The sequence below is a fragment of the Pseudogulbenkiania sp. MAI-1 genome, assembly GCF_000527175.1.
Lineage (GTDB): Bacteria > Pseudomonadota > Gammaproteobacteria > Burkholderiales > Chromobacteriaceae > Pseudogulbenkiania.
The window spans coordinates 3,438,808-3,464,244 of record NZ_AZUR01000001.1 but is presented as its reverse complement, the minus strand read 5'-3'; the positions used below and the strand labels follow the sequence as shown (position 1 = coordinate 3,464,244).

General features: G+C 66.0%; 30 protein-coding genes. 8 read left to right on the top strand and 22 right to left on the bottom strand.

Annotated elements, in window-relative coordinates; all coding sequences use genetic code 11:
* Positions 1–48 precede the first annotated feature (48 nt).
* The 5 genes from PSEMAI1_RS0116225 to gpmI form a co-directional block, all read right to left on the bottom strand.
* Positions 49–324 (bottom strand): oxidative damage protection protein, encoded by a 276-nt coding sequence (locus PSEMAI1_RS0116225; RefSeq protein ID WP_024303883.1) that lies wholly within the window; start codon positions 322–324, stop codon positions 49–51.
* Positions 325–463: 139 nt separating this feature from the next.
* Positions 464–1,774, bottom strand: coding sequence for an amino-acid N-acetyltransferase (gene argA, locus PSEMAI1_RS0116220; protein ID WP_024303882.1), 1,311 nt, complete (start codon positions 1,772–1,774; stop codon positions 464–466).
* A 230-nt stretch (positions 1,775–2,004) separates the two neighbouring features.
* Positions 2,005–3,426 carry a S41 family peptidase gene (locus PSEMAI1_RS0116215; protein WP_029770773.1) on the bottom strand — a complete coding sequence of 474 codons (1,422 nt, stop codon included), beginning with the start codon at positions 3,424–3,426 and terminating at the stop codon, positions 2,005–2,007.
* A gap of 33 nt (positions 3,427–3,459) precedes the next feature.
* Positions 3,460–4,764, bottom strand: coding sequence for a murein hydrolase activator EnvC (locus PSEMAI1_RS0116210; protein WP_024303880.1), 1,305 nt, complete (start codon positions 4,762–4,764; stop codon positions 3,460–3,462).
* Entirely contained in the window at positions 4,761–6,281 is a 1,521-nt protein-coding gene (gene gpmI / locus PSEMAI1_RS0116205) for a 2,3-bisphosphoglycerate-independent phosphoglycerate mutase (protein ID WP_024303879.1), read from the bottom strand. Before gpmI ends, PSEMAI1_RS0116210 begins: the two co-directional genes overlap by 4 nt.
* A gap of 90 nt (positions 6,282–6,371) precedes the next feature.
* Between gpmI and PSEMAI1_RS0116200 the strand changes: the two genes are divergently transcribed.
* Positions 6,372–6,680, top strand: coding sequence for a helix-turn-helix transcriptional regulator (locus PSEMAI1_RS0116200; RefSeq protein WP_029770772.1), 309 nt, complete (start codon positions 6,372–6,374; stop codon positions 6,678–6,680).
* An 86-nt stretch (positions 6,681–6,766) separates the two neighbouring features.
* Here the strand turns inward: PSEMAI1_RS0116200 and PSEMAI1_RS0116195 are convergent, their stop codons facing one another.
* A complete protein-coding gene (locus tag PSEMAI1_RS0116195; RefSeq protein WP_024303877.1) occupies positions 6,767–7,225 on the bottom strand; it encodes a DUF4442 domain-containing protein in 459 nt (152 codons plus the stop codon).
* A 63-nt stretch (positions 7,226–7,288) separates the two neighbouring features.
* A complete protein-coding gene (xseA, locus tag PSEMAI1_RS0116190) occupies positions 7,289–8,644 on the bottom strand; it encodes an exodeoxyribonuclease VII large subunit (RefSeq protein WP_024303876.1) in 1,356 nt (451 codons plus the stop codon).
* Between the two features lie 359 nt (positions 8,645–9,003).
* Here xseA and PSEMAI1_RS0116185 point away from each other — a divergent pair, with 359 nt between their 5' ends.
* Genes PSEMAI1_RS0116185 through adk form a run of 6 tightly spaced genes read left to right on the top strand, consistent with a single transcriptional unit; the run spans position 9,004 to position 12,703 of the window.
* Positions 9,004–9,621 carry a MotA/TolQ/ExbB proton channel family protein gene (locus PSEMAI1_RS0116185; protein ID WP_024303875.1) on the top strand — a complete coding sequence of 206 codons (618 nt, stop codon included), beginning with the start codon at positions 9,004–9,006 and terminating at the stop codon, positions 9,619–9,621.
* Between the two features lie 8 nt (positions 9,622–9,629).
* Positions 9,630–10,049 (top strand): biopolymer transporter ExbD, encoded by a 420-nt coding sequence (locus PSEMAI1_RS0116180; RefSeq protein ID WP_024303874.1) that lies wholly within the window; start codon positions 9,630–9,632, stop codon positions 10,047–10,049.
* Positions 10,050–10,053: 4 nt separating this feature from the next.
* Entirely contained in the window at positions 10,054–11,064 is a 1,011-nt protein-coding gene (lpxK, locus tag PSEMAI1_RS0116175) for a tetraacyldisaccharide 4'-kinase (RefSeq protein WP_024303873.1), read from the top strand.
* The gene (locus tag PSEMAI1_RS0116170; RefSeq protein WP_024303872.1) at positions 11,054–11,236 is read left to right on the top strand and encodes a Trm112 family protein; all 183 of its coding nucleotides are present in this window, start codon (positions 11,054–11,056) and stop codon (positions 11,234–11,236) included. The genes lpxK and PSEMAI1_RS0116170 overlap by 11 nt, the downstream gene beginning before the upstream one ends.
* Positions 11,233–12,009, top strand: coding sequence for a 3-deoxy-manno-octulosonate cytidylyltransferase (gene kdsB / locus PSEMAI1_RS0116165; protein ID WP_024303871.1), 777 nt, complete (start codon positions 11,233–11,235; stop codon positions 12,007–12,009). Before PSEMAI1_RS0116170 ends, kdsB begins: the two co-directional genes overlap by 4 nt.
* Positions 12,010–12,049: 40 nt before the next feature.
* Positions 12,050–12,703: an adenylate kinase gene (adk, locus tag PSEMAI1_RS0116160; RefSeq protein WP_024303870.1), complete on the top strand. Its 654-nt coding sequence runs from the start codon at positions 12,050–12,052 to the stop codon at positions 12,701–12,703.
* A gap of 84 nt (positions 12,704–12,787) precedes the next feature.
* Here adk and PSEMAI1_RS0116155 read toward each other — a convergent pair whose 3' ends face one another.
* Entirely contained in the window at positions 12,788–14,308 is a 1,521-nt protein-coding gene (locus PSEMAI1_RS0116155; RefSeq protein WP_024303869.1) for a sensor histidine kinase, read from the bottom strand.
* Between the two features lie 122 nt (positions 14,309–14,430).
* Here PSEMAI1_RS0116155 and PSEMAI1_RS0116150 point away from each other — a divergent pair, with 122 nt between their 5' ends.
* Positions 14,431–14,925 (top strand): helix-hairpin-helix domain-containing protein, encoded by a 495-nt coding sequence (locus PSEMAI1_RS0116150; protein ID WP_024303868.1) that lies wholly within the window; start codon positions 14,431–14,433, stop codon positions 14,923–14,925.
* 63 nt (positions 14,926–14,988) lie between these two features.
* Here PSEMAI1_RS0116150 and PSEMAI1_RS0116145 read toward each other — a convergent pair whose 3' ends face one another.
* The 14 genes from PSEMAI1_RS0116145 to kdsC all read right to left on the bottom strand — a co-directional run bounded on the left by PSEMAI1_RS0116145 (position 14,989) and on the right by kdsC (position 25,431).
* Positions 14,989–15,891, bottom strand: coding sequence for a DMT family transporter (locus PSEMAI1_RS0116145; protein ID WP_024303867.1), 903 nt, complete (start codon positions 15,889–15,891; stop codon positions 14,989–14,991).
* Between the two features lie 97 nt (positions 15,892–15,988).
* Positions 15,989–17,461 (bottom strand): bifunctional ADP-dependent NAD(P)H-hydrate dehydratase/NAD(P)H-hydrate epimerase, encoded by a 1,473-nt coding sequence (locus tag PSEMAI1_RS0116140; RefSeq protein WP_024303866.1) that lies wholly within the window; start codon positions 17,459–17,461, stop codon positions 15,989–15,991.
* The gene (locus tag PSEMAI1_RS0116135; RefSeq protein WP_024303865.1) at positions 17,451–18,086 is read right to left on the bottom strand and encodes a flavin prenyltransferase UbiX; all 636 of its coding nucleotides are present in this window, start codon (positions 18,084–18,086) and stop codon (positions 17,451–17,453) included. Before PSEMAI1_RS0116135 ends, PSEMAI1_RS0116140 begins: the two co-directional genes overlap by 11 nt.
* The gene (locus PSEMAI1_RS0116130) at positions 18,053–18,607 is read right to left on the bottom strand and encodes a Gx transporter family protein (protein ID WP_024303864.1); all 555 of its coding nucleotides are present in this window, start codon (positions 18,605–18,607) and stop codon (positions 18,053–18,055) included. The genes PSEMAI1_RS0116135 and PSEMAI1_RS0116130 overlap by 34 nt, the downstream gene beginning before the upstream one ends.
* Positions 18,588–18,956, bottom strand: coding sequence for a NusG domain II-containing protein (locus PSEMAI1_RS0116125; RefSeq protein WP_024303863.1), 369 nt, complete (start codon positions 18,954–18,956; stop codon positions 18,588–18,590). The genes PSEMAI1_RS0116130 and PSEMAI1_RS0116125 overlap by 20 nt, the downstream gene beginning before the upstream one ends.
* Positions 18,953–19,795, bottom strand: a complete 843-nt coding sequence (gene rapZ, locus PSEMAI1_RS0116120; protein ID WP_024303862.1) for an RNase adapter RapZ — start codon at positions 19,793–19,795, stop codon at positions 18,953–18,955. The genes PSEMAI1_RS0116125 and rapZ overlap by 4 nt, the downstream gene beginning before the upstream one ends.
* The gene (hprK, locus tag PSEMAI1_RS0116115) at positions 19,776–20,732 is read right to left on the bottom strand and encodes an HPr(Ser) kinase/phosphatase (protein WP_008954909.1); all 957 of its coding nucleotides are present in this window, start codon (positions 20,730–20,732) and stop codon (positions 19,776–19,778) included. Before hprK ends, rapZ begins: the two co-directional genes overlap by 20 nt.
* Complete coding sequence (gene ptsN, locus PSEMAI1_RS0116110) at positions 20,725–21,186, bottom strand: PTS IIA-like nitrogen regulatory protein PtsN (RefSeq protein WP_024303861.1); 462 nt, start codon at positions 21,184–21,186, stop codon at positions 20,725–20,727. The genes hprK and ptsN overlap by 8 nt, the downstream gene beginning before the upstream one ends.
* 118 nt (positions 21,187–21,304) lie before the next feature.
* Complete coding sequence (gene hpf / locus PSEMAI1_RS0116105) at positions 21,305–21,634, bottom strand: ribosome hibernation-promoting factor, HPF/YfiA family (protein WP_024303860.1); 330 nt, start codon at positions 21,632–21,634, stop codon at positions 21,305–21,307.
* Positions 21,635–21,701: 67 nt separating this feature from the next.
* Positions 21,702–23,105 (bottom strand): RNA polymerase factor sigma-54, encoded by a 1,404-nt coding sequence (locus tag PSEMAI1_RS0116100; RefSeq protein WP_024303859.1) that lies wholly within the window; start codon positions 23,103–23,105, stop codon positions 21,702–21,704.
* Between the two features lie 5 nt (positions 23,106–23,110).
* Positions 23,111–23,839, bottom strand: coding sequence for an LPS export ABC transporter ATP-binding protein (gene lptB, locus PSEMAI1_RS0116095; RefSeq protein WP_024303858.1), 729 nt, complete (start codon positions 23,837–23,839; stop codon positions 23,111–23,113).
* Complete coding sequence (gene lptA / locus PSEMAI1_RS0116090) at positions 23,836–24,357, bottom strand: lipopolysaccharide transport periplasmic protein LptA (protein WP_024303857.1); 522 nt, start codon at positions 24,355–24,357, stop codon at positions 23,836–23,838. Before lptA ends, lptB begins: the two co-directional genes overlap by 4 nt.
* Positions 24,347–24,910 (bottom strand): LPS export ABC transporter periplasmic protein LptC, encoded by a 564-nt coding sequence (lptC, locus tag PSEMAI1_RS0116085; protein WP_024303856.1) that lies wholly within the window; start codon positions 24,908–24,910, stop codon positions 24,347–24,349. Before lptC ends, lptA begins: the two co-directional genes overlap by 11 nt.
* On the bottom strand, positions 24,907–25,431 hold the full coding sequence (kdsC, locus tag PSEMAI1_RS0116080; protein WP_024303855.1) for a 3-deoxy-manno-octulosonate-8-phosphatase KdsC: 525 nt from the start codon (positions 25,429–25,431) through the stop codon (positions 24,907–24,909). The genes lptC and kdsC overlap by 4 nt, the downstream gene beginning before the upstream one ends.
* Between the last annotated feature and the right edge of the window lie 6 nt (positions 25,432–25,437).

Sequence of the window (25,437 nt, the reverse complement as noted above, 5' to 3'; positions counted from 1 at the left end):
CGAGGTTGTAGGGACGAAAAAGCCCTCGCGCGGAGGGCTTTGCCGTGGTTAGTTGCTGCCTGGTGGGGTATAACCCGCCGGCGCATCGGCGCCGTCGCCGAAGAAATAGGCCTCCAACTGGGCGGCCAGATACTGGCGCGCGCGGGCGTCGGCCAGGTTGAGGCGGTTCTCGTTGATCAGCATGGTCTGATAACGCAACCAGCCTTGCCAGGCTTCCTTGGAGACGTTCTCGTATACCCGCTTGCCCAGTTCACCCGGCAGCGGCGGGAAGTCCATGCCTTCCGCCTCGCGGCCCAGCTTGATGCAGTTGACGGTTCTAGCCATTGCGCTTCCTTGCAGCTATTTGGATAACAGATTACTACCGTATTGTGTCATAGAGATGACAGGGCTTCCAGCCGGGGCTGGAACCTGTCGTGGCTCCCCTTTGCGGCGCCCTTGATCAGGGCAGGGCGGGCGCAAGGGCTCAATGCAGCGGCTTGATGAACACCTTGGAGCGGCGCTGGTAATTGTAGAGCTGCTGCTTGCCCAGCGGCAGCTGGCTGATGTCGGCGGCGACGAAGCCGCGCTCGACAAACCAGTGCGCGGTCTGGGTGGTGAGCACGAACAGCGAGGCCATGCCTTGCGCCCGTGCCAGGTACTCGACGTGCTTGAGCAGTTCCTCGCCGAAGCCGGCGTCGCGTTTCTGCTGCGAGACCGCCAGGCAGGCCAGCTCGGCCATGCCGGCGTCGGGGAAGGGGTGCATGGCGACGCAGCCGAAGATCTTGCCGTCGTGCTCCAGCACCGAATACGACTTGATCTCCATCTCCAAGAGCTCGCGGCTGCGCTTGACCAGGATGCCCTGTTCTTCGAGCGGGCGGATCAGGTCGATGATGTCGCCGATGTCGTCGATCGAGGCGTTGCGTACCTTCACCAGTGGATCGCGCGCCAGCATGGTGCCGTTGCCGCCGTCGGTGAACAGTTCTTCCAGGATGGCGCCGTCGTCGAAGCGGCCGATCATGTGGGCGCGGGCCACCCCCTGCCGTACTGCCTTGACCGCGCACGGCATGTAGGCGGCCACGTCGCCGCTCAGGTTGCCGCTGGCGATCAGCGCCTCGGCTTCCTGGGCGGTCAGCGTGCTGGCAAACTCGCCGCGGCTGTTGGTCACTCCCTGACTGTCCACCATGAACAGCAGTTTCTCGGCCTTCAGGGCGATGGCGATCTGGGTGGCGACCTCTTCCATCGTCAGGTTGAACGCCTCGCCGGTGGGGGAGTAGCCGATGCAGGACACCAGAACCAGCTCGCCGGCATCGAGGCGCGCCTGCATCGCTTCGGTGTCGATGCGCCGCACGCTGCCGGTGTACTGCATGTCCATGCCGTCGAGCACGCCCACCGGCTGGGCGGTGAGGTAGTTGCCGCCGGCGATGCGCAGCTGGCTGCCCTGGACCGGGACGTGGCGCATGCTGGCCGACAGCGCGGCTTCGATCTCGTGACGGGTATAGCCGACCGCCTGTTTGACCAGTTCCAGCGTCTTGCTGTCGGTGCTGCGCTTGTCGCCGTGGAAGACCTGGGCATGGCCGGCGCGCTGGGCGAGGGTATCGATTTGCCAGCGTGCGCCGTGCACCAGCACGATACGCACCCCGAGGCTCACCAAGAGCTGGATGTCCTTGGCCAGGCTGGGAAAGCGGCCGTCGCGCACGGTCTCGCCGTTGATCGCCATGACGAAGGTCTTGCCGCGGAAGGCGTTGATGTAGGGGGCGGCTTCACGAAAAGAGAGGACAAACTCCCTGGTCAGCATGTCGGTTCAGGCTCCCGCCGAAGTCGAGTTGAGGTGGCGCCAAGGGTAGCAGGAATGAGGGCGTATTTCATCAGGCGGCAGCGTTTTCACCTGATCTGCGTCTGGCTCGCATGGGATGCCCACTGCCGTGACGACAGCGGTTTCTGCACGGGGGCAGGGGGAGGGTTCCCTCGCGGGCAGGGCAAGGCGCCTTGGTGTCGGACGCCATGCCTGCCGGCGGGTAGGCTGTGTTAGCTGCCTTTCTTATCGATCAGGATCTGCTGCACCTTGAGGATGTTCAAGGCCTGTCCCAACTGGTAATCGGTTTTCGGGTTCGGCTCGCGCGCGGACGCTTCGTCGCTCGGCGGCTCCTTGCCGTTGTCCGGCGCCGACGGTGCCGGGGTGGCCGGTTTCACCGCCGGGCGCTTGAGCACCGGCTTGGCCGGGGTCTTGTCGTCGCCATTGGGGTTGGACAGGTGGTTTTCCAGGTCGGCCTCGCGCACGCGCAGCGCCTGCTGCTCGCTGGTGCTGAGCGTGCCGTCCTCGACCAGCACGTCGGGCTCGATGCCCTTGGCCTGAATCGAGCGGCCGTTCGGCGTGAAATAGCGCGCGGTGGTCAGCTTGATGCCGCCGGCGTTGCCCAGTGGCAGCACCGACTGTACCGAGCCCTTGCCGAAGGTCTGGGTACCGACCACGACGGCGCGCTTGTGGTCCTGCAGCGCACCGGCGACGATTTCCGAGGCCGAGGCCGAGCCGCCATTGACCAGCACCACCATCGGAATGCTCTTGATGCCGGCCGGCAGCTTGGCCAGCGGGTCGGCTCCGCCGCGGGCGTAGTTCTGCACCTTGGCGGTCAGCCGCATCTTGGAATCTTCGGCGCGGCCTTCGGTGTACACCACCAGGGCGTCCTTGGGCAGGAAGGCGGCGGAGACGCCGACGGCGCCGTTGAGCAGGCCGCCCGGGTCGTCGCGCAGGTCGAGGATCACGCCCTTGAGCGGGGTCTTGTTGTCCTTGTACAGCGTCTGCAGCGCCTGGGCCAGGTTCTCCACCGTGTGCTCCTGGAACTGGGTGACGCGCACGTAGCCGTAATCCTGTTCCAGCAGCTTGAACTTCACGCTCTTGGTCTTGATCACCGCGCGCACCAGCGTCACCACGCGCGGCTTGGTCTCGCTCTTGCGGGCGATGGTCAGGGTGACCTTGGTGCCGGGTTTGCCGCGCATGCGCTTGACGGCGTCGTTGAGGCTCAGGCCGCGCACCGGGGTGTCGTCGATCTTGACGATCAGGTCGCCGCTCTTGATGCCGGCCTTCTGCGCCGGGGTGTCCTCGATCGGGGCGATGACCTTGACCAGGCCGTCTTCGGCGCCGATCTCGATGCCAAGGCCGCCGAATTCGCCCTGGGTGCCTTCGCGCATTTCCTTGAAGGCCTCGGGGTCGAGGTAGTCGGAGTGCGGATCGAGGCCGGTCAGCATGCCCTTGATCGCCTCATTGATCAGTTTCTTGTCGTCCACCGGCTCGACGTAGTCCTGCTTGATGCGGCCGAACACTTCGGCAAAGGTACGCAACTCGTTGAGCGGCAGCGGGGCGCTGTTGTCCTTGTCGGCGAAGGCCTGCAGGCTCAGGGTCAAGGCGCCGCCTGCCAGGGCCCCGGCGGTCAGCAGGGCCAGTTTCTTCATGCGTGGACTAGTCATAGTGTCTGTGTGTTCCCGTTAAGGCGCCCAGCTTTGCGGGTTGACCGGGCGACCCATGTAGCGGATTTCAAAGTACAGCCCCGCCTCGCCGCTGTCCAGTGTGCCGGTGCTGCCGAGCGTCTCGCCGGCTTTCACCCGCTCGCCGCTGTTGCGGCTCATGGCGGACAGCCCGGTGTAGACGGTCAGGTAATTGCCGCCATGGTCGACGATGACGGCGTTGCCGAAGCCGCGCAGCGAGTCGGCGTACACCACCTGGCCGTCGGCGACGCTGCGCACCGGCTGGCCGGGGGCGGCACTGATGAACAGCCCCTTCCAGGTGGTACCTTCCGCGCGCCGGGCGCCGAAGCGGCCGGCGATGCTGCCGGAGACCGGCAGCCGCATGCGGCCCTGTAGGCTCTTGAAGGCCTTGCCAGAGCCGCTGCCGTCGGCTATCGCTTCGACCGTCTGTTCCGGCGCGGGTTTCACTGGCTCTTTCGGCACGGGTTTGCCCTGGCGGCGCGCCTCGGCGGCGAGCTGGCGCTGCCGCTCGGCGGCCTTGCGGGCCTTTTCCTGCTGGGCTTGGCGCGCTTCGGCCTGCTTGCGCGCCTGTTCGCGGCGGCGGCGCTCGATTTCGCGGTTGATCTGCTCGATCAGGCCGCTCAGCCGCTGTTGGTCTTCCTGCAGCTTGACCAGCTTGCTCTGGCGCTCGCGGATTTCGCCGGCCAGTGCCGCCAGCTGCTGCTGATGCGCCTGGCGGTTGAGTTCGATACGGTCCTTTTCCTGTTCTTTCTGGCTGGACAGGCTGTTGATGCGGGAGAGTTCCTGCTCCAGCTGGAACGACATCGCCTCCAGCTCGCCCTGGCGGGCGATCAGGTCGCCGACCAGCTGTTGCTGGGCGCGGGCGATGTAGGTGTAGTAGGTCAGGTCGCGCGAGGTCTGGTTGGGGTCGCCGGCATTGAGCATCAGCCGCATGGCGTCGTGGCGGCTGGCCTTGTACTGGTTGCCCAGCACAAGAGCCACCCGCTTGCGCACGGCCTTGAGTCCCGCCTGTGAGGCTTCGATCTGGGTGCGCAACTCGGCCAGCTGTTGCGCCGAGTCGCTGTGCTTCTGCTCCAGCGAGGCCAGTGTCTTGCTGGTCTGCTGCAGCGCCTGTTCGCTGGCCTGGATGGCGGTTTGCGCTTCCTGCTTGACGGCCTGCTTCTGGGCGATGTCCTTCTTGAGGCTGTCGATCTCCTGCCGGACCTGTTGCAGGTCCTGCTGGTGCGGGGCGGCGGACAAGGGGGCGGCCGCCGGGGCCGCCAGCGCGGCCCCGGTGAGCAGGGTGAGCAGCAGGAACGGTTTCACTGGAAGTCGATCAGCGATTCGCCGCTCATCTCCGCGGGCTTGCCCAGGCCCATCATCGCCAGCAGCGACGGGGCGATGTCCTTCAGCGCGCCGCCGGCACGGATGCGGGCCGGGCGGCCGACGTAGAGGAAGGGCACCGGGTTGGTGGTGTGCTGGGTGTGCGGCTGATCGTTCATGTTGTCGAACATGCTCTCGCAGTTGCCGTGGTCGGCGGTGATCAGCACTTCGCCGCCGGCCGCGCGCATCGCCTCGACGCAGCGCGCCATGCACTGGTCCAGCGCTTCCACCGCCTTGACCGCGGCGGCGAAGTTGCCGGTATGGCCGACCATGTCGCAGTTGGCGTAGTTGCAGATGATGGCGTGGTACTGGCCGGAGCGGATGGCTTCGACGATCTTGTCGGTAACTTCCGGTGCGTTCATCTCCGGTTGCAGGTCGTAGGTGGCGACCTTGGGCGACGGCACCAGGATGCGGTCTTCGCCGGGGTAGACCTGCTCCTCGCCGCCGTTGAAGAAGTAGGTGACGTGCGGGTACTTCTCGGTCTCGGCGATGCGCAGCTGTTTGAGGCCGAGGCTGGCCAGGTATTCGCCCAGGCCGTTGCGGATCTTCTGCGGGGCGTAGGCCACCGGGTTGCGGTAGGCCTCGCCGTAGGAGGTCAGCGTGGCGAAGTAGCCGAACTTGGGCTGGCGCGCGGCGAAGCCGGCGAAGGCCGGGTCGGTCAGCGCGGTGGTCAGCTGGCGCGCGCGGTCGGCACGGTAGTTCATGAACAGCACCACGTCGCCGTCCTGCATCGCGGTCTGCTCGCCGATGGCGGTGGCGGCGACGAATTCGTCGTTCTCATCGCGGGCGTAGGCGGCGGCCAGGGCGGCCAGACCGCTGTCGGCGTGGTGCAGCCCTTCGCCTTCGACCAGCAGGCGGTAGGCCGGTTCGACGCGTTCCCAGCGCTTGTCGCGGTCCATCGCCCAGTAGCGGCCGGTGACAGAGACCAGGCGCGCGCCCGGGCACTCGACCAGTACGGCGTCGAGGCGCTTCAAATAGGTTTCGGCGCTCCTTGGCGGGGTATCGCGGCCGTCGAGGAAGGCGTGCACGTTGATGCGTTCCACGCCGGCGGCGTGGGCGGCGCGGATCAGCGCGTGGATATGGTTCTCGTGGGCGTGCACGCCACCGTCGGAGAGCAGGCCCAGCACGTGCAGGGTATGGCCCTTGGCATGGCCGAAGGCCTCAACCAGCACCGGGTTGCTGGCAAAGCGGCCGTCTTCGATGTCGCAGTCGATGCGGCTGATGTCCTGCTGCACCACGCGGCCGGCACCGATGTTCAGGTGGCCGACTTCGGAGTTGCCGAACTGGCCGTTGGGCAGGCCGACGTAGCCTTCCGAGGCGTCGATGGTGCCGTAGGCGTACTGCTGGCGCAGGGCGTCCCAGGTTGGGGTGCGGGCGTGCAGGATGGCGTTGTCTTCGCCGTCCAGGCGATGGCCAAAGCCGTCCATGATCAGGAGGAGTACCGGTGTGAGTGCGTTCATGTGGGCGCGCGATCCAGAATATTAGAGATTCTTGATGGGGGTAGAACAGCTTGGGTAGTATTGTAACGCAATCAGACTAATAACAGATTCATGGAGACTCCCTTGCTGTTCAACGACAACCAGATCGAGCAGACTTCGCGCGCGATGAAGGCCATGTCGCATCCGCTGCGTCTGAAGATCATCGCCGTGCTGGGCGACGGCGAAATCAGCGTGCAGGATATTGTCGACCGCGTCGGTACCTCGCAGAGCAATATTTCCCAGCACCTGGCCATCATGCGCGAGAAGGGCGTCTTGCGCACGCGCAAGGATGCCAACCGCGTGTACTACCGCGTCGGCGACCTGCGTACGCTGGAGGTGTTGGGGCGCATGCGCGAGGTATTCGGCGGCTTTGGCGACTGAGGCACTGCCTCTAGCTTGGTCTCCTGCTTGGCTCTGTCGGGTCCTGTAGAAACGTATCTAGAGATTTTGTCTGCACTCTGAAACCGTCAGCGACGGTCTTTTTTGCGTCTGACGTACAGCGTCTTGTGCACGCGGGCGACCACCTCGCCCTCGTGGTCGACGATGTCCACCTGCATTTCGGGCAGGTACTTCTCGCCGCCGGCGGTGTGACGGCGGATCTCGGCCAGTTGCGCCTCGTCCAGCCGGAAGCGGGCGCTGACCCGGCCGCGTCCCGGCTTGAGGTAGTCGATGCGGCCGGCCCGGTCCCAGACGTAGTAATCGCGGCCGAGACTCTGCATCACCATCAGCATGAAGAACGGATCGGTCATGGCGTACAGGCTGCCGCCGAAGTGCACGCCGACGTAGTTGCGGTTGGTGAGCCCGAGGCGCAGGCTGACGTCGACTTCGCGCCAGTCGGGCGCGATGTGGCTGACCCGGATGCCGGCGCCGAGAAACGGCGGCCACAGATTGATGATGGTCTTGACGAGGCGAGGGGAGGGTTTCATGATGGTCTCAAACGATTGTTTGAATTAACGCATGCTCCTCCTTCCGCTTCCCCCTTGTCAAGTTCAGAACGGCAGCTCCGGCTGGGCTCCCGCCGGGTGCTCGATGATGGCCTCGGTGCTGCCTTCGGCCAGTCTCAGCGTCACCCGCTCGTGGTTGAGCAGCTCCAGCGGTGAGCGCACGGCACGGCCGTCGGCCTTCTGCACGATGGCGTAGCCACGCTCCAGCACCGCCTGCGGATTCATCGCCTCCAGCGTGCCCGCCAGCCGTGCCAGCGCCAGCCGGCGCTGGGTGAGCCAGCCGTCGCCGGCGCGGTGCAGCGCTTCCGCCAAGCGGTCGAGTTGCTGGACCTGCCGCGCCAGGTCCGGGCGGCGGTGGCCGAGCCGGCTTTCGGCCAGTTGCAGGCGCCAGCGACGCTGCTCGAACAGCCCGTGCAAGCGTCGCCGCAGCCGTTCTTCGGCCACTCTCAGCGTCTCGTGCTGACGTTGCAGGTGCTCGCCGGGGTGTTTGAGCCGGCGTGACAGGAAGTCGAGCCGCTGGGCCTTGTCGGTCAGCAGCCGGCCGAGCGCGCGCGCCAGATGGCGGCGCGCCAGTTCCACCTGGCCCTGCAGGTGCTCGCGGCTGGGGGAAACCAGTTCGGCGGCGGCGGTCGGCGTCGGCGCGCGCCGGTCGGCGACGAAGTCGCAGATGGTGAAGTCGGTCTCGTGGCCGACGCCGCTGACCACCGGGATCGGGCAGGCGGCGATGGCGCGCGCCACCACCTCCTCGTTGAACGACCACAGGTCCTCGATGCTGCCGCCGCCGCGGCAGACGATCAGCACCTCGACCTCGCGCCGCGCGCTGGCGCGCTCGATGGCGGCGGCCAGCTGTTCGGCCGAGCCCTGGCCCTGCACCTGGGCCGGGTAGAGGATGACCGGGATGCTCGGCATGCGCCGGCGCAGCGTGGTGACCACGTCGCGCAGCGTGGCGGCGGCCGGCGAGGTGACGATGCCGATGGCGGCCGGATGCGCCGGGATCGGCCGCTTGCGCGCGACGTCGAACAGCCCCTCCGCGGCGAGCTTCTGTTTGAGCTTCTCGTAGGCTTCGAACAGCCGCCCCAGCCCGGCCGAGCGCATGGTGTCGACGTTGATCTGGTACTCGCCGCGGGCCTCGTACAGCGTCACCAGGCCCTTGAGCTCCACCTGCATGCCTTCGCCGGGACGAAAGCCCAGGCCGGCCAGCTTGTGGCGGAACATCACGCAGCGGATCTGCGCGCTACCGTCCTTTAACAGGAAATAGGCGTGGCCCGAGGCGGCCAGCGTCAGGTTGGAAATCTCGCCGCCGATCCACAGCGCCGGCAGGCCGCTTTCCAGCAGATCGCGCGCCATGCGGTTGAGTGCGGAGACGCTGATGACGTCGTTATGGGTTTGATCGAAAATCATGGTTGTCAAGTCATCCACAGCAAAAAAAGTTCCGCGCCGTGGAGCGGGGGAGGTGGGTATGAGGGGCGGCGCTGGAGCGGTTGTTGTAGGATGTTTTCAATTTAATCAATAACTTAGTGTTTTTGCTCAATGTGTGGGCGGATGCTGGGGGAGCCTTGTCTGGCAATCGTTCCGACTGCTTTTCCCGGGCTTGTCCACAATTTTATCCACAGCTTTTGTGGATGATCGGGGATTCCCCTTATAAATTCATGGTTTAGCCGATTATCTTGGAACGAGGTGGCAGCAGCCTTGCAGCGGTTGCCGAACCCCGGCCAAACCGGCTACAGTCTACCGTTTGTGACACGCTTTGGAGAATGCCTGTGGGGTCCATCATCGAAGCGGCAGGTTGGCCTATCTGGGCCATTATCGTCGCCTCCATCATTTCGCTGACCATCATTTTCGAGCGTTTTTTCAGCCTGCGTCAGTCGCTGGTGGCGCCGCAGGGGCTGTTGGGACAGACCCTGCAGGAATTCCGCCGCGCCGGCGCATCGCCGGAGCTGCTGCAGTTGCTCGGTAAGCATTCCCCGCTCGGCCGTCTGTTCGCCGCCGGTCTGCGTAACGCCGACGCCAGCCGCGAGGTGATGAAGGAGTCGATCGAGGACGAAGGCCGCCTGGTCGCGCACCAGTTGGAACGCTACCTCACCACGCTCGGCACCATCGCCGCCATGGCGCCGCTGCTGGGTCTGTTGGGCACGGTGATCGGCATGATCGAGATCTTCGGCTCGCAGGCGCCGTCGGGCACCAATCCCACCGAGCTCGCGCACGGCATTTCCGTGGCGCTCTACAACACCGCGTTCGGCCTGATCGTGGCGATTCCCAGCATGATGTTCTATCGTCATTTCCGTGCCCAGGTCGACGCCCTGCTGGTCGACATGGAGTCGCAGGCGGTCAAGCTGGTGGAAGTGCTGCACGGCGAGCGCAAGAACGGTAACCACTGAGGTTCTTCATGAATTTTCGACGTGGCCGGCACCGGGAAGAGCCGGAAATCAACTTCATTCCGTTGATCGACCTGTTGCTGGTGATCCTGATCTTCCTGATGGTCACCACCACCTATTCGCGCTTTTCCGAGCTGAAGATCGACCTGCCGTCGGCACAAGGCGCGGCGCAGGCGGAAAAGAGCAATGAGATCGACGTGGCGGTGTCGCCCGCCGGGGAGATGATGGTGGGCGAGACCAAGCTGCCGGCCGGCGACCGCGACGGTCTGGTGGCGCGGCTGAAGGATCTGGCGGCGGGCAAGAACGGCGTGGTGGTGGTGGTCAACGCCGACGCCAAGGCCAGCCACCAGTCGGTGGTGGGGGTGATGGAGGCGGCAAGGCTGGCCGGCCTGACCCAGCTGACCTTCGCCACCCAGCTTTCGACGCAGTAATCAGGTGAAGGTGATCGAGCGCCACTGGTACCGTCCGCGTGCCTGGCTGACGGTGCTGCTCGCCCCGCTGGAAGCGCTGTTCGGCAGCGTGTCCGCACTGCGGCGCGCCCTGTACCGAGTGGGGATGCTCAAGCGCGAGCGCTTGCCGGTCCCGGTGGTGGTGATTGGCAACATCAACGTCGGCGGCGTGGGCAAGACTCCCCTGACACTGGCGCTGATCGAGGCCTTCAAGGCACGCGGCGTGCCGGTCGGCGTCATCAGCCGCGGCTACGGCGGCGCCCACACGGTGCCGACCGAGGTCGCGCCGCAGGCGACGGCTGCCGAGGTCGGCGACGAACCGCTCTTGATGGCGGCCGGCGGGGCGCCGGTCGTGGTGGGGCGCGACCGCGTCGCCGCCGGGCACCTGCTGCTCGAACGCCATCCCGAGGTGCAACTGATCCTCAGCGACGACGGCCTGCAGCACTACCGGCTGACGCGCGACCTGGAACTGGCGGTGCTGGACGGTGCGCGCGGCATCGGCAACGGCCGCCTGCTACCCAACGGCCCGCTGCGCGAGACGGCTGGCCGGCTGCGCACGGTCGACGCCATCGTGGTCAACGGCCCCTTGGTCGGCGGCGCGCGCTGGCTGCCGACCGAGGTACCGCGCTTCGACATGACGCTGGAACCGGGCGCCTTCGTCTCGCTGGCCGAGCCCTCCAGGACGCGCCGTGCCGCCGAGTTCGCCGGCGAGCGGCTGGTGGCGCTGGCCGGCATCGGCCATCCCGAACGCTTTTTCCGTACCCTCGAGCAACTCGGCCTCAAGCCTGGCCGGCGCCTGGCCTTTCCCGATCACCACGCCTTCCAGCCGCAGGATATTCCGGACGACGCCGACGCCGTATTGGTGACGGCCAAGGACGCCGTCAAGTTGCACTGCGTCAATCGTGCTAGACTATGGGTCCTGCCGGTCCGGGCGCGGCTCGCCCCGGACCTTGCCGACTGGATTCTTGCCCGATTGAAGATACGACATGGACGCTAAATTTCTCGAGATCCTGGTGTGCCCGCTGTGCAAGGGCCCGCTGGTGTACCGCAAGGCCGAACAGGAGCTGGTGTGCAAGGGCGACCGGCTGGCCTTTCCCATCCGCGACGGCATCCCGATGATGCTGGAGAGCGAGGCGCGCGAACTGCCGGCCGAGGAAGAGGTGGAATGAGCCGCGGCTTCACCGTGGTGGTGCCGGCGCGCATGGCGTCGAGCCGGCTGCCCGGCAAGCCGCTGGCGGACATCGCCGGCAAACCGATGGTGGTGCGCGTGGCCGAGCAGGCCTCCCGCTCGGCGGCGCGCGAGGTCATCGTCGCCACCGACCACCCCGACATCGTCGCAGCCTGCGCCGAGCACGGCGTACGCGCGGTGATGACGCGCGCCGACCACGCCAGCGGCACCGACCGCCTGGCCGAAGTGGCGGCCACGCTGGGGCTGGCGGACGACGAGATCATCGTCAACGTGCAGGGCGACGAGCCCTTGATCGACCCGGCCCTGATCGACCGTCTGGCGGCGCTGATGGCGGATTCCGGCGTGCCGATGGCGACGCTGGCCCACCCCATCCACAGCGCCGCCGACGTCTTCAACCCCAACGTCGTGAAAGTGGTGCTTGACCGGACCGGCCGGGCTCTTTATTTTAGTCGGGCACCCATCCCTTATGCCCGAGATGCGTTCGCCCAGGATGTGAACGTTCTGCCGTCCGAGCTACCGGTTCTGCGGCACATCGGCATGTACGCCTACCAGGCGGGTTTTCTCTCTACCTACACCTCGCTGACGCCTGCTCCTCTGGAAACTTTCGAGGCGCTGGAGCAATTGCGCGTGCTGTGGCACGGCTACCCCATCATGGTGGCCACCGTGGCCGACGCGCCGCCCGCGGGGGTAGATACGCCGGACGATCTGCAGCGGGTACGCGCCTTGTTTGCCGCCCGCTCAGCCAACAATTAGCACAAAAGACGCAACGCAAACTTTGACGGGAGAGTAATTCATGAGACTGATTCTGTTGGGCGCTCCGGGCGCCGGCAAGGGCACCCAGGCCAACTACATCAAGGAAAAGTACGGCATTCCGCAAATCTCCACCGGCGACATGCTGCGCGCCGCGGTGAAGGCGGGCACCCCGCTGGGCCTGGAAGCCAAGAAGATCATGGACGAGGGCGGCCTCGTGCGTGACGACATCATCATCGGTCTCGTCAAGGAACGCATCGCCGAAGCCGACTGTGCCAACGGTTTCCTGTTCGATGGCTTCCCGCGCACCATCCCGCAAGCCGAAGCGATGAAGGAAGCCGGCGTGGCTATCGACTACGTGGTGGAAATCGACGTGCCGGACGCGCTGATTGTCGACCGCATGTCCGGCCGCCGCGTGCACGTGGCTTCCGGCCGTACCTACCACGTCAAGTACAACCCGCCCAAGGTGGAAGGCCATGACGACGTCACCGGCGAGGAGCTGATCCAGCGCGACGACGACAAGGAAGAAACCGTACTGAAGCGCCTGGCGGTGTACCACGAGCAGACCGAGGTGCTGGTCGGCTACTACTCGCAGCAGGCCGCGGCCGGTGACGCCTCGGCACCGAAATACGTCAAGATCGACGGCACCCAGGCGGTCGAGGCGGTGCGCGACCAGGTGTTTGCCGCACTGGCTTGATCTTCTGCGGTATGCCCAACGAACAAGGACGGCCTGGCCGTCCTTTTTTGCATTCGAGCTTTGCCGACGGCGCGGCGCACCCTGTCAGAGCGGGGCATGGCACGGGATGTCCAGCGTGAAGGTCGTGCCCTCGCCCGGCTGGCTTTCCAACGTCAGAACACCGCCCAGGGGCTGGCGCGCCTTGTTGCTGGCGAGGTAGAGCCCCAGCCCGCGATGTTCCTGTCCGCCACGGGTGGTGAAGAATGGCTCGAACACCTTGTGCAGGTGTTCCGGCGCGATGCCGCGTCCGGTATCGCTGACCCGGATCCGCACGTGCCGCTCGTCCATCTGTTCGCTGTCCAGCCGTATCCGGCCGCGCTGCCCGGGGTCGAAGCCGTGGATCGCGGCGTTTTCCAGCAACTGGTTGACGACCTGGAATAGCGCCCCCGGATAGCTGTCCATCAGCACGTCGGGCTCGCCGTGCAGTTCGATGTCGAGGTTGGCGCTCTCAGGGGTGGGCTTGAGGTTGCGGACGATCTCTTCGAGGTACGCCGTCAGCTGGAACTGGCGGCGCGTCTCACCCGCCTGGTCGAGCGCGATCTGGCGGAAGCTGTGCACCAGGTCGGCGGCCCGTTCCGCGCTGGAAAGCAGCAATTGGCAGCTTTCCTCGGTATGAGCCAGGTAATCCAGGAATTCGCTTTTCTTGATGGTGCCGGCGTTGAAACTCTCCGACAGGTAGTGGGTGGTGTTGACGAGGTTCGAGGCCGTGCTCAGGGTGACGCCGATGGGGGTATTGATCTCCAGGGCGACGTTGGCGCCGAGCCGCCCCAAGGTCGCCAGGTTTTCCGTTTCCTCCAGCGTCTGCTGCGCGAGTGTCAGCTGCTGATAGGCTTGTTCGGCACGCTGCTTCTCTTCCTGGGCGATGGCTTCGGCGCGGTGGACGGCCGCGAGGTCCAGGCACCGTTGCTCCGTCAGGCGCTGCACCTTGTCGAGCAGTGGGGCGAACTCCGCGCTGCCGGCGTGGGCCTGCCGTGCGTCCGAGTCCGGGAGGTGTGGAGCGAGCGCCGCCCCCAGGCGCTGGCCCAGCTCTCGGAGCGGCGCCAGCAACTGCCGTTGGACGGCATATCGCAGCAATAGCCACAGCAACACGTCGAGCAGGGCGATCTGCAGCAGCATGTCCAACTGGCGTTGCCGTGCCTTGGCCTGGAGTGACGCGCGGCTCAGGTAGACCGTCGCCTTGGCCAGTTCTGCGCGATTCTGATAGCGGATGGCAAGGGTGAGGCGGTCGTCGCCCTGGGGACGGTCGGCCGGCGTCATGTCGCGCACGGCTTGGCCGTCGCGGATGCGGCCGAGATTGAGTTCGCCGTCACCCTGGATATGGATGGCCCCCACCGCGCTCCAGGTCAGTTCGGCGTCGAGGAGCTGCCGCAGATAGGGTTCGTCCAGTTGCCAGATGCCGTGCGGCAAAGCGAGTTCCAGTCTATGGGCCAGGGATTTCCTGAGCGCCATATACTCGCTTTGATCCTGCTGCCGGCTGTTGTATTCGAACAAGGAACCCAGGCCCAACAGCAGCAGGGTTGCACCGGTGAGCAGCCAGATCGTTAGTTTTCCTGTGAGCGTGCGCATAGCCCCCTTTCCGCACTCGCTGTGATTTTTATCCTATATGCTGGCCATGTAAAAGCAAAAAACACCAATCGGGTAAATCCCGTGGGCTATTCTTCAAACAGGTCGTAGCGGGAGAGCATCCCATGAGGCAAAAGACATTGCTGGCCGGCCTGCTCGGCTTGTTGCTCGGCCCTTGGGCCTGGTCGCTGGAGTTGAACGACGCGTCTGTGGAACAACTGGCCGCCATCGGCGTTAGTCAGGAACTCGCCCAGCGGCTGGTGGATTATCGCGAGACGCATGGCGATTTTCTGAGTAGCGGCGATGTGTTGAAGGTGGATGGCATGACCCAGGGCCGGTTGAATCAGTTGCGTTCCTCGCTGACGATCGACGGACAGCGAGTAACCACGCCTTCGGGCACTGCCCCGGCCATTCCGGGGGTGTCGCCGGCGATACCGGCACACAAGGCGGTGTCGGTATCGGCCCCCCATCGCACGCAGGCTCTCCATCGCGACGGCCGGCGAGTGGGACGCCAGCACGCGCTACGTGGCGACGAGACCTCCAGGCAAGGGCGTGGTGAGGGGCGAGGCAATGGCCGCGGAGGTGGTAATGGGCGTGGCGGAGGTCATGGCAAGGATTAACCGGGACTAAGAAGGAAGCGTGGTGGGGTCAGGCAAGGCGGGAGTTTTCCCGCCTTGCTTTTTTCAGCTGGCATGCGCGGCGGCAGCGTTCCTGACCGGCAGCTTTTGCAGCAACAGTCCGGACAGGATCAGCCCCAGCCCGACCAGAGTGGAGCCGAAAATCGGCTCGCCGATGATCAGCCAGATCAGCAACAGCGACAGCAGCGGGGACAGAAAAATCAGGTTGGCGATCTTGGCGGTGCTACTGGTCAGTTTCATCGCGGTCAGCCACATGACGAAGGTGAAGCCCATCTCCAGCGCGCCTACGTATGCCGCTCCCGCCACCCCTTGCCAGGCTACCGGACGCAGCTCACCGCTCAGAGCGCACCAGATCACGATGAGCGGCAAGGCGAACAGGAAGTTGAGTGTCAGCCCCAGCACCGGTTCGCGCTCGTCGCGCGCGTTGAAGATCCAGTAACCGGCCCACAGCAGCGTGGAGAACAGGGCCCAGGCAACGCCGGCGAGATTGGAAAACTGCAGCGCCAGCAACTCGCCGCGCGTGCCGATCACCAGTACCCCAAGGTAGCAGATCAGCGCGGCCAGCGCGTCGCGCCCCTTCAGTGGCTGCTTCAAGAGCGGCACCGCCAGCAGCGTCATGGTCAGCGCCCAGGTGTAGTTGATCGCCTGGGCCTCCTGCGCCGGCAGCAGCGAATAGGCCTGGAACAGGATCAGGTAATAGGCGAAGGGGTTGAGCGCGCCCAGGATCAGCGAACGCCGCCAATGCCGGCGCAAGGCGGTTTTCAGTTCGCCCAACCGGCCTTGGCCTAGCAGGATGGCCAGCAGCGCCAGCAGCGAGAACGCCGTGCTGTACATCACCAGTTGCGCCGGGCTCAGGTGGGCCAGGCTGATCTTGAAGGCGGTGGCGACGGTCGACCACGCCAGCACGGCGGACAGACCGTAGGCGTAGGCTTTCTTCTGGCGGTTCAACGGGGCGCTCCTCGGTGGTGGGGCGTTCGATTGTAGCCGCTACCCCCGGCTCCGGCCACCTTTGGCGAATGGATACAATGACATGGGGCCGTACGCTCTAACGATGAGGCGTCGAGAGCACCTGGTTGATCAGGTGCGACAGCAGCGGCACGGTGGCCGAGGCGCTCAGGCCGATCGGGCCCTGGGCCTCGCGGGTATAGGCGTCGCCGGCCAGACCGTGTAGGTGCACGCCGAGCGCCGCGGCGTCGAAGGCGGAGAGGCCCTGCGCCAGCAAGGCGGCGATCAGGCCGCTCAGCACGTCGCCCTGACCGGCTACAGCCAGGGCGGGGCCACCGCTGGTGTTGACCCGGTAATAACCGTCGGGACGGACGATCAGGCTTCCGGCGCCCTTGAGCACCACGACGGCCTGCCGGCGCTGCGCCAGTTCGCGTGCGGCGGCAAGCCTGTCGCGCTGGACGTCCGGCGTGCTGCAGGCCAGCAGGCGGGCGGCCTCGGCCGGGTGGGGCGTGAGCACGGGCGGCGCCTGGCGTTGGCTCAGGGCCTGCTGCAGGGGGCTGTCGCCGGCCAGCAGGTTGAGCGCGTCGGCATCCAGCAGCAGCGGTTGGGTGCTGCCGATCAGCCGGCCGAGCCAGTGGCGGGCGGCGCTGCTTTGCCCTAGGCCAGGGCCGATGGCGACGGCGTCGGCGGCGGGCAGCGTGGTGCTCGGCTGCAGCGCCTGGATCATCAGTTCGGGGGCGGCGGTGTCGACCGCCAGCCGGTCGTCCAGCGTGGCGAGATGCACCTTGCCGGCGCCGCCGGCGTAGGCGGCACGGCCGGCGAGCAGGGCGGCGCCGAGCATGCCGCGCTCGCCGCCGATTACCAGCACACTGCCGAAACTGCCCTTGTGGCTGTCCTTGGCGCGCGGCGATAGCAGGGGCAGCGGCTGGTTCAGTTCGCCCTCGGCAGGGGGGAACAGTTCGGCGGGGCAGTCCAGCGTCGCCAGTTCCACGTTGCCGGCGAGGTCGGCGCCGGCGGCCATGTAGAGCCCCGGCTTATGGCTGAGGAAGGTCAGCGTGTGGCTGGCACGGATGGCGACGTTGGCTGCGGTGCCGCGGTAGGGGTCGAGTCCGGAGGGTGTGTCCAGCGCCAGGATCGGGACGGCCAGCGCGTTGAGCTGGCGGATGGTGTCCTGCCACGGGGCGTCGAAGTCGCGCGCGAGGCCGATGCCGAACAGGCCGTCGATCACCAGCTCCGGCCGCGGATGTTCCTCGGCCAGCCGGGGAACGGGCTGCAGGCCGGCCGCCAACAGCGCCTGCAGGGCTGCCGTGGTGGCGGCGGATGTCGGCGCGGCGGGCAGCAGGATGTCGACCTGGTAGCCGCGATGGTGCAGCAGCAGGGCGGCTTGCAGCGCGTCGCCGCCGTTGTTGCCCGGCCCGGCCGCCACCAGCACGCGGGCCGGTGGTGCCAGCCGCGCGGCCACCCAGTCGGCGGTGGCGCGGGCGGCGCGCCCCATCAGATCGAGTCCGCGATCTGCGGCATCTTGCTCCAGCCGGCGCAGCGCGGCCAGGCTCAGTATCGTCTCAGCCCGCATCGCCGTTCTCCTCGCGTGCCTCGCCCCAGCGCGGCAGCAAGGCGTGGTCGATACCCAGCTGGTCCAGTATCCGTGCCACGATGAAGTCGACCATGTCGTCCACGCTTTGCGGATGGGTGTAGAAGCCGGGGGCGGGCGGCAGGATCACCGCCCCGAGCCTCGCCAGCTTCAGCATGTTTTCCAGATGGATGACCGACAGTGGCGTCTCGCGCGGCACCAGGATCAGCCGGCGCCCTTCCTTGATGGTGACGTCGGCGGCGCGTTCGATCAGGTTGTCGGACAGGCCGTGGGCGATGGCGGCGAGCGTGCCCATCGAACAGGGGCAGACCACCATGGCGTCGGCCGGGTTGGAGCCGGAGGCCACCGGGGCGAACCATTCCTCCCGGCCGAACGCCTCGAGCTGGCCGGCGGCGGCGCCGCTGCGTTCGGCAAGCCAGTCGCGCAGCTCGGCCGGGCGCGACGGCAGGCTGAGCTGCATCTCCTGGCGCGCCACGACCTGGGCCGCTTGCGAGGAGAGCACCCAGACCCGCTTGCCGGCCTGGACCAGGCAGTCGATCAGGCGCAGGCCGTAGGGCAGGCCGGAGGCGCCGGTCAGGGCGACGGTGACGGTGTTGACGGGGCGCATGAGGAACCTTCCAGGAACTTGCCGGCGATGACTCCGTTGACCAGCCCTGTCACTAGGGCGGCCAAGGCGAAGGCCGGCACGAAAAACAGGATGTTGTCGGACGGGATCAGCCAGAGGCGCGCCAACAGCAGCTGGCCGCCGATATGACAGAACGCGGCAACGAGGCTCGCGCTGACCGGGCCGAACCAGCGTTTCGGCCAGGTCCGTGTCAGGCCGAGGCCGATCAGGCTGGCGATGCCACCGGCCAGCCCGAGAAAGAAACCGGGGGTCAGCAGGCTGCCCAGCAGCAAGCCGGCACCAAGGATGCGCAGCAGACTGACCCACACCGCGGCACGCCAGCCCAGGGTCTCCAGCGCCAGCAGCGTGACGATGTTGGCCAGCCCCGGCTTGATGCCGGGCAGCGGCGAGGGGATGCCGGCATCGACCACCGCCAGCACGATGGCCAGCGCCGCCAGCCGGGCGATGCGGTGGTCGTGCGGCTGGGCGGGCAGCCAGCGGGTGTCAGAAGTTGAGGCTGTCATAAGGCTGATCGGGCCCAGTCAGTTCGATGCTGGTGGCGTTGGGCAGGCAGATCGCGATCTGTCCGGAACGCGACAGCCAGCCCTGGTGCACGCAGTACTGGCGCGGGCTGGGGTCTTGCTTGATGCGCGCCCTGCCGCCGGCGATCTCGACCAGGGTCACCCCCAAGGGGCCTGGCACCGGTACCAGGCGGTTGTGCAGCAGGCTCAGGTTGGCGATGCGCTCGCCACCCGCGCGTATCGTCACGCTGCGCGCCTGCCCTTGCCCCCACAGCTGCCAGCCCAGCCAGCCGGTCAGCAGCGCGCCCGCCAGCAGTACCAGCCAGTCACCGGGCCGGATCAGGCGGCTCATACGTCACGGTAGAGCTGGCGGTGACGCAACAGCACCTGCTCGCTGGCGAAGCTCTTGGCCAGCGACTCGGCGATGAACACTGAGCGGTGCTGGCCGCCGGTGCAGCCGATGGCCACCGTCAGATAGCTGCGGTTGTCCTGGCGGAAGGCTGGCAGCCACTTGGCCAGGAACTGGCGGATGTCGGACATCAGGTCCGCCACCATCGGGTATTGGGCAAAATAGGCGACGATCTCGGCATCCTGGCCGGTCAGCGGGCGCAGTTGCTTGTCGTAGTAGGGGTTCGGCAGGCAGCGCACGTCGAACACGAAGTCGGCATCCAGCGGCACGCCGTACTTGAAGCCGAACGACTGGAAGATCACGGTGAGGCGGTTGTCGTCGGCCTCGACCAGTTCGTTGACCCAGGTGCGCAGGGCGTTGGCCGACAGCTCGCTGGTGTCGATGCGCGCGCCCAGCTCCTGGACGCTGGCCAGCAGCTCCTCTTCCTGGCGGATGCATTCTTCCACGGTCAGGCCGGAGCCGGACAGCGGGTGGCGGCGACGGGTTTCGGAGAAGCGCTTGACCAGCGTGTCGGTCTTGGATTCGAGAAACAGCAGGCGCACGTCGATGCCGCGCTCGCGCAGCTTCTGCATCTCCACCGGCAGCGCGCCCAGCGAGGGGCTGGAGCGGGTGTCCACGCTGATGGCGATCTGCTCGTAGCCGTAGGTGGCGTAGATGGAAACCGCTTCCTGCAGCATGGTGGCCGGCAGGTTGTCGACGCAGTAGTAGCCAGCGTCTTCCAGGGCGCGCAGCGCTACCGATTTGCCCGAACCGGACAGGCCGCTAATCAGTATCAGGCGCATGCTCTTGTTCCCGGAGGAAGTTGGTATGCCGTTCGATGAACTCGCGGGTGCTGTCGATGCCGCGCAATTGAAGGATGTAGTTGCGCACGGCGGCTTCCACCAGGACCGCGAGGTTGCGGCCGGCCGCCACCGGCAGCACCACCTTGCGCACCATCACGCCGATGATGTCCTGGGTTTCCGACTGGATGTTGAGGCGGTCGAGCGCCTGCATCGCCTGGTCGTTGGCCTTGACCAGGTGGATGATCAGCTTGAGCACCTTCTTCGGCCGCACCGCGGTTTCGCCGAAGATGGTGCGGATGTTCAGGATGCCCAGGCCGCGCACCTCGAGGAAGTCGCGCAACAGCGGCGGACAGCGGCCTTCCAGCGTTTCCGGGCCGATGCGGTAGAGTTCCACCGCGTCGTCGGCCACCAGGCCGTGGCCGCGCGAGATCAGTTCCAGCGCCAGTTCGCTCTTGCCCATGGCCGAGTCGCCCATGATCAGCACGCCGATTTCCAGCACGTCGAGGAACACCCCGTGCAGCACGGTCGAGACTGCCAGCGCCCGCGCCAGATAGATGCGCAGCACATCCATCAGGTAGGGGCTTTCCAGCGGCGTGGTCATCAGCGGCACGTTATGGGTGTGGCAGTAGTCGCGCAGCAGCTTGGGTACCGGCTGGCCGTTGGCCACCATCACCACCGACATGCTCTTGTGGAACAGCTGGTCGAGCGCGGTCTTGGCGGCGGATTGTTCGAGCCGGTCGAGGTATTCGACCTCGGCCAGGCCCAGTACCTGTACCCGGTTGGGGTGGATGAAGTTGAGGTGGCCCACCAGCGCCAACAGCGGGCGCTGTTCGTCGTTGCCGATCAGGTTATCGGCGCCGCCGGTGCCGGCGACCCAGCTCAGGTTCAGTTTGTGCTGATTGTCGTGGTAGAGCTTGCGAACGCTTATGCTAGGCATGGGGGGACCATTCGGTCAGCAGGGTGTAGAGCTCGTCGGCGCTCTGGGCGGCCAGCAGTTGCTCGCGCAGCGGCCGGCTGGAAAAAACCTGGGCCAGTTCGGACAGCACCTGCAGGTGCAGGTCGGTGGCCTGTTCCGGGACCAGCAGCACGAACAGGATCTGGACCGGTTTGCCGTCGGGGGCGTCGAAGGGGATGGCCGACTTGAGGCGGATCAGCACGCCGGCAGCCTCTTTCAGGCCGCGGGCACGGCCGTGCGGAATGGCCACGCCTTGCCCCAGCCCGGTGGAGCCGAGCTTTTCGCGCGCGAACAGGCATTCGAACACTTCACTACGCGCAATGCCGCGGGTGTTCTCGATCAGGAGTCCCACCTGTTCGAAGACGCGCTTCTTACTGGCTACGTCGAGATCGAGCAGGACATTGTCCCGGGTTAGGATTTTGCCGATCAGGCTCATAGGGGTCTGTTGAGAGCTGCCAAAAACCTGACGATTCTACGTTGCTTTGGTGTGACAGAGAAAGGATCGTGCAAAGCAAAGCGGGAACCTCCCGGCTCCCGCTTTACCAATCAAGGATTTAGAGTGTGGCTTCCGGGGCCGGGGAAGGGGCTGGCGTCACCCGGTGCTCGCTCAGTTTTTCCTTGTGCTTGAGCACCTGGCGGTCCAGCTTGTCCATCAGCAAGTCGATGGCGGCGTACATGTCCGCGTCGGTCGCCTCCACGTGGATGTCCTTGCCGGAGAGGTGCACGTTGACTTCGGCCTTCTGGACCAGCTTGTCCACAGACAGGGTCACCGCCACGTCGATCACATGGTCGACATGACGGGTCACGCGTTCGAGTTTGCTTTCTATGTAATCACGCAGCGGTTGGGTAACGTCGAGGTGGAGACCGGTTACTTTGAGGTTCATACCTTACTCCTTCTTGTGTTGACTGCCCGGCAGAAGCTGCCGGGCATGCTGATGATTCAGTTCAAGGTCAGAGGACCTTGCGCAGATTGACCGGTGGAATCTGCATGGCTTCACGATACTTCGCCACCGTGCGCCTGGCAACCTGTATGCCCTGTTTGGCCAGTTCGTCCGCCAGGGCGCTGTCGGACAGGGGCTTGGCCGGGTTTTCCGCTTCGATCATCTGGCGGATGTGCGCCTTGATGGCGGTGGCCGAGCATTCACCGCCGCTGTCCGTTTCCAGTGCGCTGCCGAAGAAATACTTCAGCTCGAACAGGCCGCGCGGGCACAACAGGTATTTCTGCGTCGTCACACGGGATACCGTGGATTCGTGCAGCTCCAGCTCATCGGCGATGTCGCGCAGGATGAGCGGACGCATGGCGACTTCTCCGTGTTCAAAGAACGCTTGCTGTCTTTCGACTATAGATTCCGCCACTTTGAGGATGGTGTCAAATCGTTGCTGAATATTCTTCACCAGCCATTTGGCCTCTTGCAGGCGGGCGCTCAATTCGCCGCCGGCGCCGCGGTTCTCGCTGAGCATCTGGGCGTACATCTGGTTGACGCGCAGGCGCGGCACGGCGGCGTTGTTGAGCTCGGCGCGCCAGCGGCCCTTGACGCGGCGCACGGCGATGTCGGGGATGATGTAGCGGGTGTCGTCGGCGCCGAAACCGGCCGCCGGGCGGGGGTTGAGGCGGGCGATCAGGGCCTGCGCCGCTTTCAGTTCCACGTCGCCGACATCGAGCAGGCGCTTCAGGCGGGTATAGTCGCGGTTGCCCAGCAGGGTGAGGTGCTCGCTGACGATGGTGCGCGCCAGCGCCTTGCCGGGGGTGCTGTCCGGCAACTGGGCCAGTTGCAGCGCCAGCGATTCGGACAGCGAGCGGGCGCCGACGCCCTGCGGTTCGAATTGCTGCAGCAGTTTCAAACCGAACGCCAGTTCGTCTTCCTCGATGCCGAGTTCCAGCGGCAGCGAGGCGGCCAGTTCCTGCAGGTCGGTCGTCAGGTAGCCGTCTTCGTCCAGCTCTTCGATCAAGAGCTGCACGATGGCGCTGTCGCGTTCGGGCAGGGCGATTTCTCCCAGCTGCGCCAGCAGGTGTTCGCGCAGCGTGACCGGGCGCGGCACGTTGGCCATCGGGTCGTAATCGTCGTCGCCGTCGTTGCTGCGCCGGCTGCCGCTACCCCAGTCGGTCAGTTCGCCGCCGGTGTCGCCGCTGTCCGTGTCGTGGCGTTCCGCTTCGGCTTCGCCGCCGGCGGTGTCGGCCGGGGCGCTCTCGGCGGCCGGTTCGTCGCCCCGCTCCAACAGCGGGTTGTCCTGCAGGAAGCGTTCCACTTCGGTTTGCAGGTCGACGGTGGACAGTTGCAGCAGCCGGATCGACTGCTGCAGTTGCGGGGTCAGCGTGAGTTGCTGCGAGACCTTGAGCTGTAGCGACTGCTTCATGGCGATTACAGGTGGAAGTGTTCGCCGAGGTAAACCTGGCGAACTTTTTCATTGTCGACGAGGGCCTGCGGCTTGCCGGAGGCCAGCACCGCGCCGTCGCTGATGATGTAGGCGCGGTCGCAGATGCGCAGCGTCTCGCGCACGTTGTGATCGGTGATCAGCACGCCGATGCCGCGTTCCTTGAGGAAGGAGATGATCTTCTGGATGTCGATCACGGCGATCGGGTCGACGCCGGCGAACGGCTCGTCGAGCAGGATGAAGCGCGGCCGGGTGGCCAGCACGCGGGCGATCTCGACGCGGCGCCGCTCGCCGCCGGATAGCGCCAGCGCGTTGCTCTCCCTGAGGTGGGCGATGTTGAGGTCGTCCAGCAGCAGCACCAGTTCCTTTTCCAGTTCCTCGCCCTTGAGGCCGGCGATCTCGAGGATGGCGCGGATGTTTTCGTCCACCGTCATCTTGCGGAAGATCGACGCTTCCTGCGGCAGGTAGCCCAGCCCCAGGCGTGCGCGCTGGTGCATCGGGAAGTGGGTGATGTCCTGCTCATCGAGCAGGATCTGGCCGTCGTCGGCCCCGACCAGGCCGACGATCATGTAGAAGCTGGTAGTCTTGCCGGCGCCGTTGGGGCCCAACAGCCCGATCACCTCGCCGCTTTCGATGCTGAGCGAGACGTCCTTGACCACGGTGCGCTTCTTGAAGCGCTTCTTCAGCCGGGTGACGTTCAGTACGCTGGCGGTCATGGCTGTTGTCCGGTGGTTTGCGGCTGCAGGATGACGGTGATGCGGCCCTTGTTGGGGCCGGTGGCGGCGCCGCCCTTGACCTGGTAGGTCTGGCTCTGGGTGTTGTAGGTGATGACCTCGCCGATCACCAGGTCCTCACCGCGCTTGACGCGGGCGTTGCCGGTGAGCACGGCGGTGTTGGTGATGCCGGTGTAGTCGAGGCGGCTGGCCTGGCCTTCGATGTATTCGTTCTTGTCGTCCATTTTCTGGCGGAAGGTGACTACCTTGCCGGTGGCCTGCACCGTCTGGTTGCCCTTGTCGTCGCGGGTGACGACGACGCGGTCGGCGTTGACGCGCAGCGTGCCCTGCGTCACCACGACGTTGCCTTCCCACACGGTCACGCCTTTCAGCTGGTCGAGCGTGCCGCTGTTGGCGTTGATTTCGATCGGTTTGCTCTGGTCGGCCTTTTCCGCCAGGGCGACGGTGGTGGCGCACAGTCCGGCCAGCATGGCCAGCGTCAGGGTGAATTTATTTCGCATAGACGACTCTTGCCTTCGAGAGCAGTTTCAACAGGCCGGCGCGCTGATCGTAGCTGAAGCCGACCGATCGGGCTACCGACGTGCCGTAATGGATGGTGACCGGCGCCGCGGAGCGGGCCAGACGCTTATCGATGTCGACGTGCATCGCCGAGGTGTCGACCCGGGTCTCCGGCTGCCTGGCGTCGGCTGGCTTGAACAGCGTCACCTGGCGGTCGAAGAAGGCCTGGCGGGTCTTGTTGTTGTAGCGGCCGCTCTGGCCGCGCACATCGTATTGCAGCACGCCGGCTTCGAAGATCCGCAGCGCGGGGGCGTCGAAGAACAGGTCGTCCTTGCCTGGGTACTGCCACATGCGCTGGGCGCTGAGGCGGTCCTGCACCTTGCCGGTGGCGTCGAAGCGCTGGGCGGTGAAGCGTTCCGCCACGAATTCCGGCTTGTTCGGGTCGAGCGCATGCACCTCGGGCGTCCAGCGCGAGATCTGGTCGAGCCAGAACGTCAACAGGCCGGTCAGCGCCAGGAGGACGACGGGGAACAGCCGCTGGGCGCGGAGGATCATGCCAGATACCTGTCCATCACTTCATCGTAGCTGCCCTGGGCCTGCATGATGAGTTCGGAGAGTTCGCGCACCGCGCCCTGGCCGCCGCCGAAGCCGGTGACGTAGTGGGCGTGCTGGCGCACCAGGCTGGGGGCGTCGGGTACCGCCACGGCGAGGCCGACGCGGCGCATCACCGGCAGGTCGACCACGTCGTCGCCGATGTAGGCACAGGCGGAGGCGTCGATGCCGGTTTCGGCCAAGAGCTGCTGGAAGGCCTCGACCTTGTCGTGGATGCCCTGGTAGTAGTAGTCGATGCCGAGGCCGCGCGCGCGGTGCTCGACGCAGCGCGCGGCGCGCCCGGTGATGATGGCGAGCTTGACGCCGGTGCCCTGCAGCATTTTCAGGCCGTGGCCGTCGAGGGTGTTGAAGGCTTTCAGTTCTTCGCCGTCCGGGGTGAAATAGATGCGGCCGTCGGTCAGCACGCCGTCGACGTCCATGATCAGGAGTTGCACCTTGCGGGCGAGTTCGTGAATCGTTTGCATGGTTGT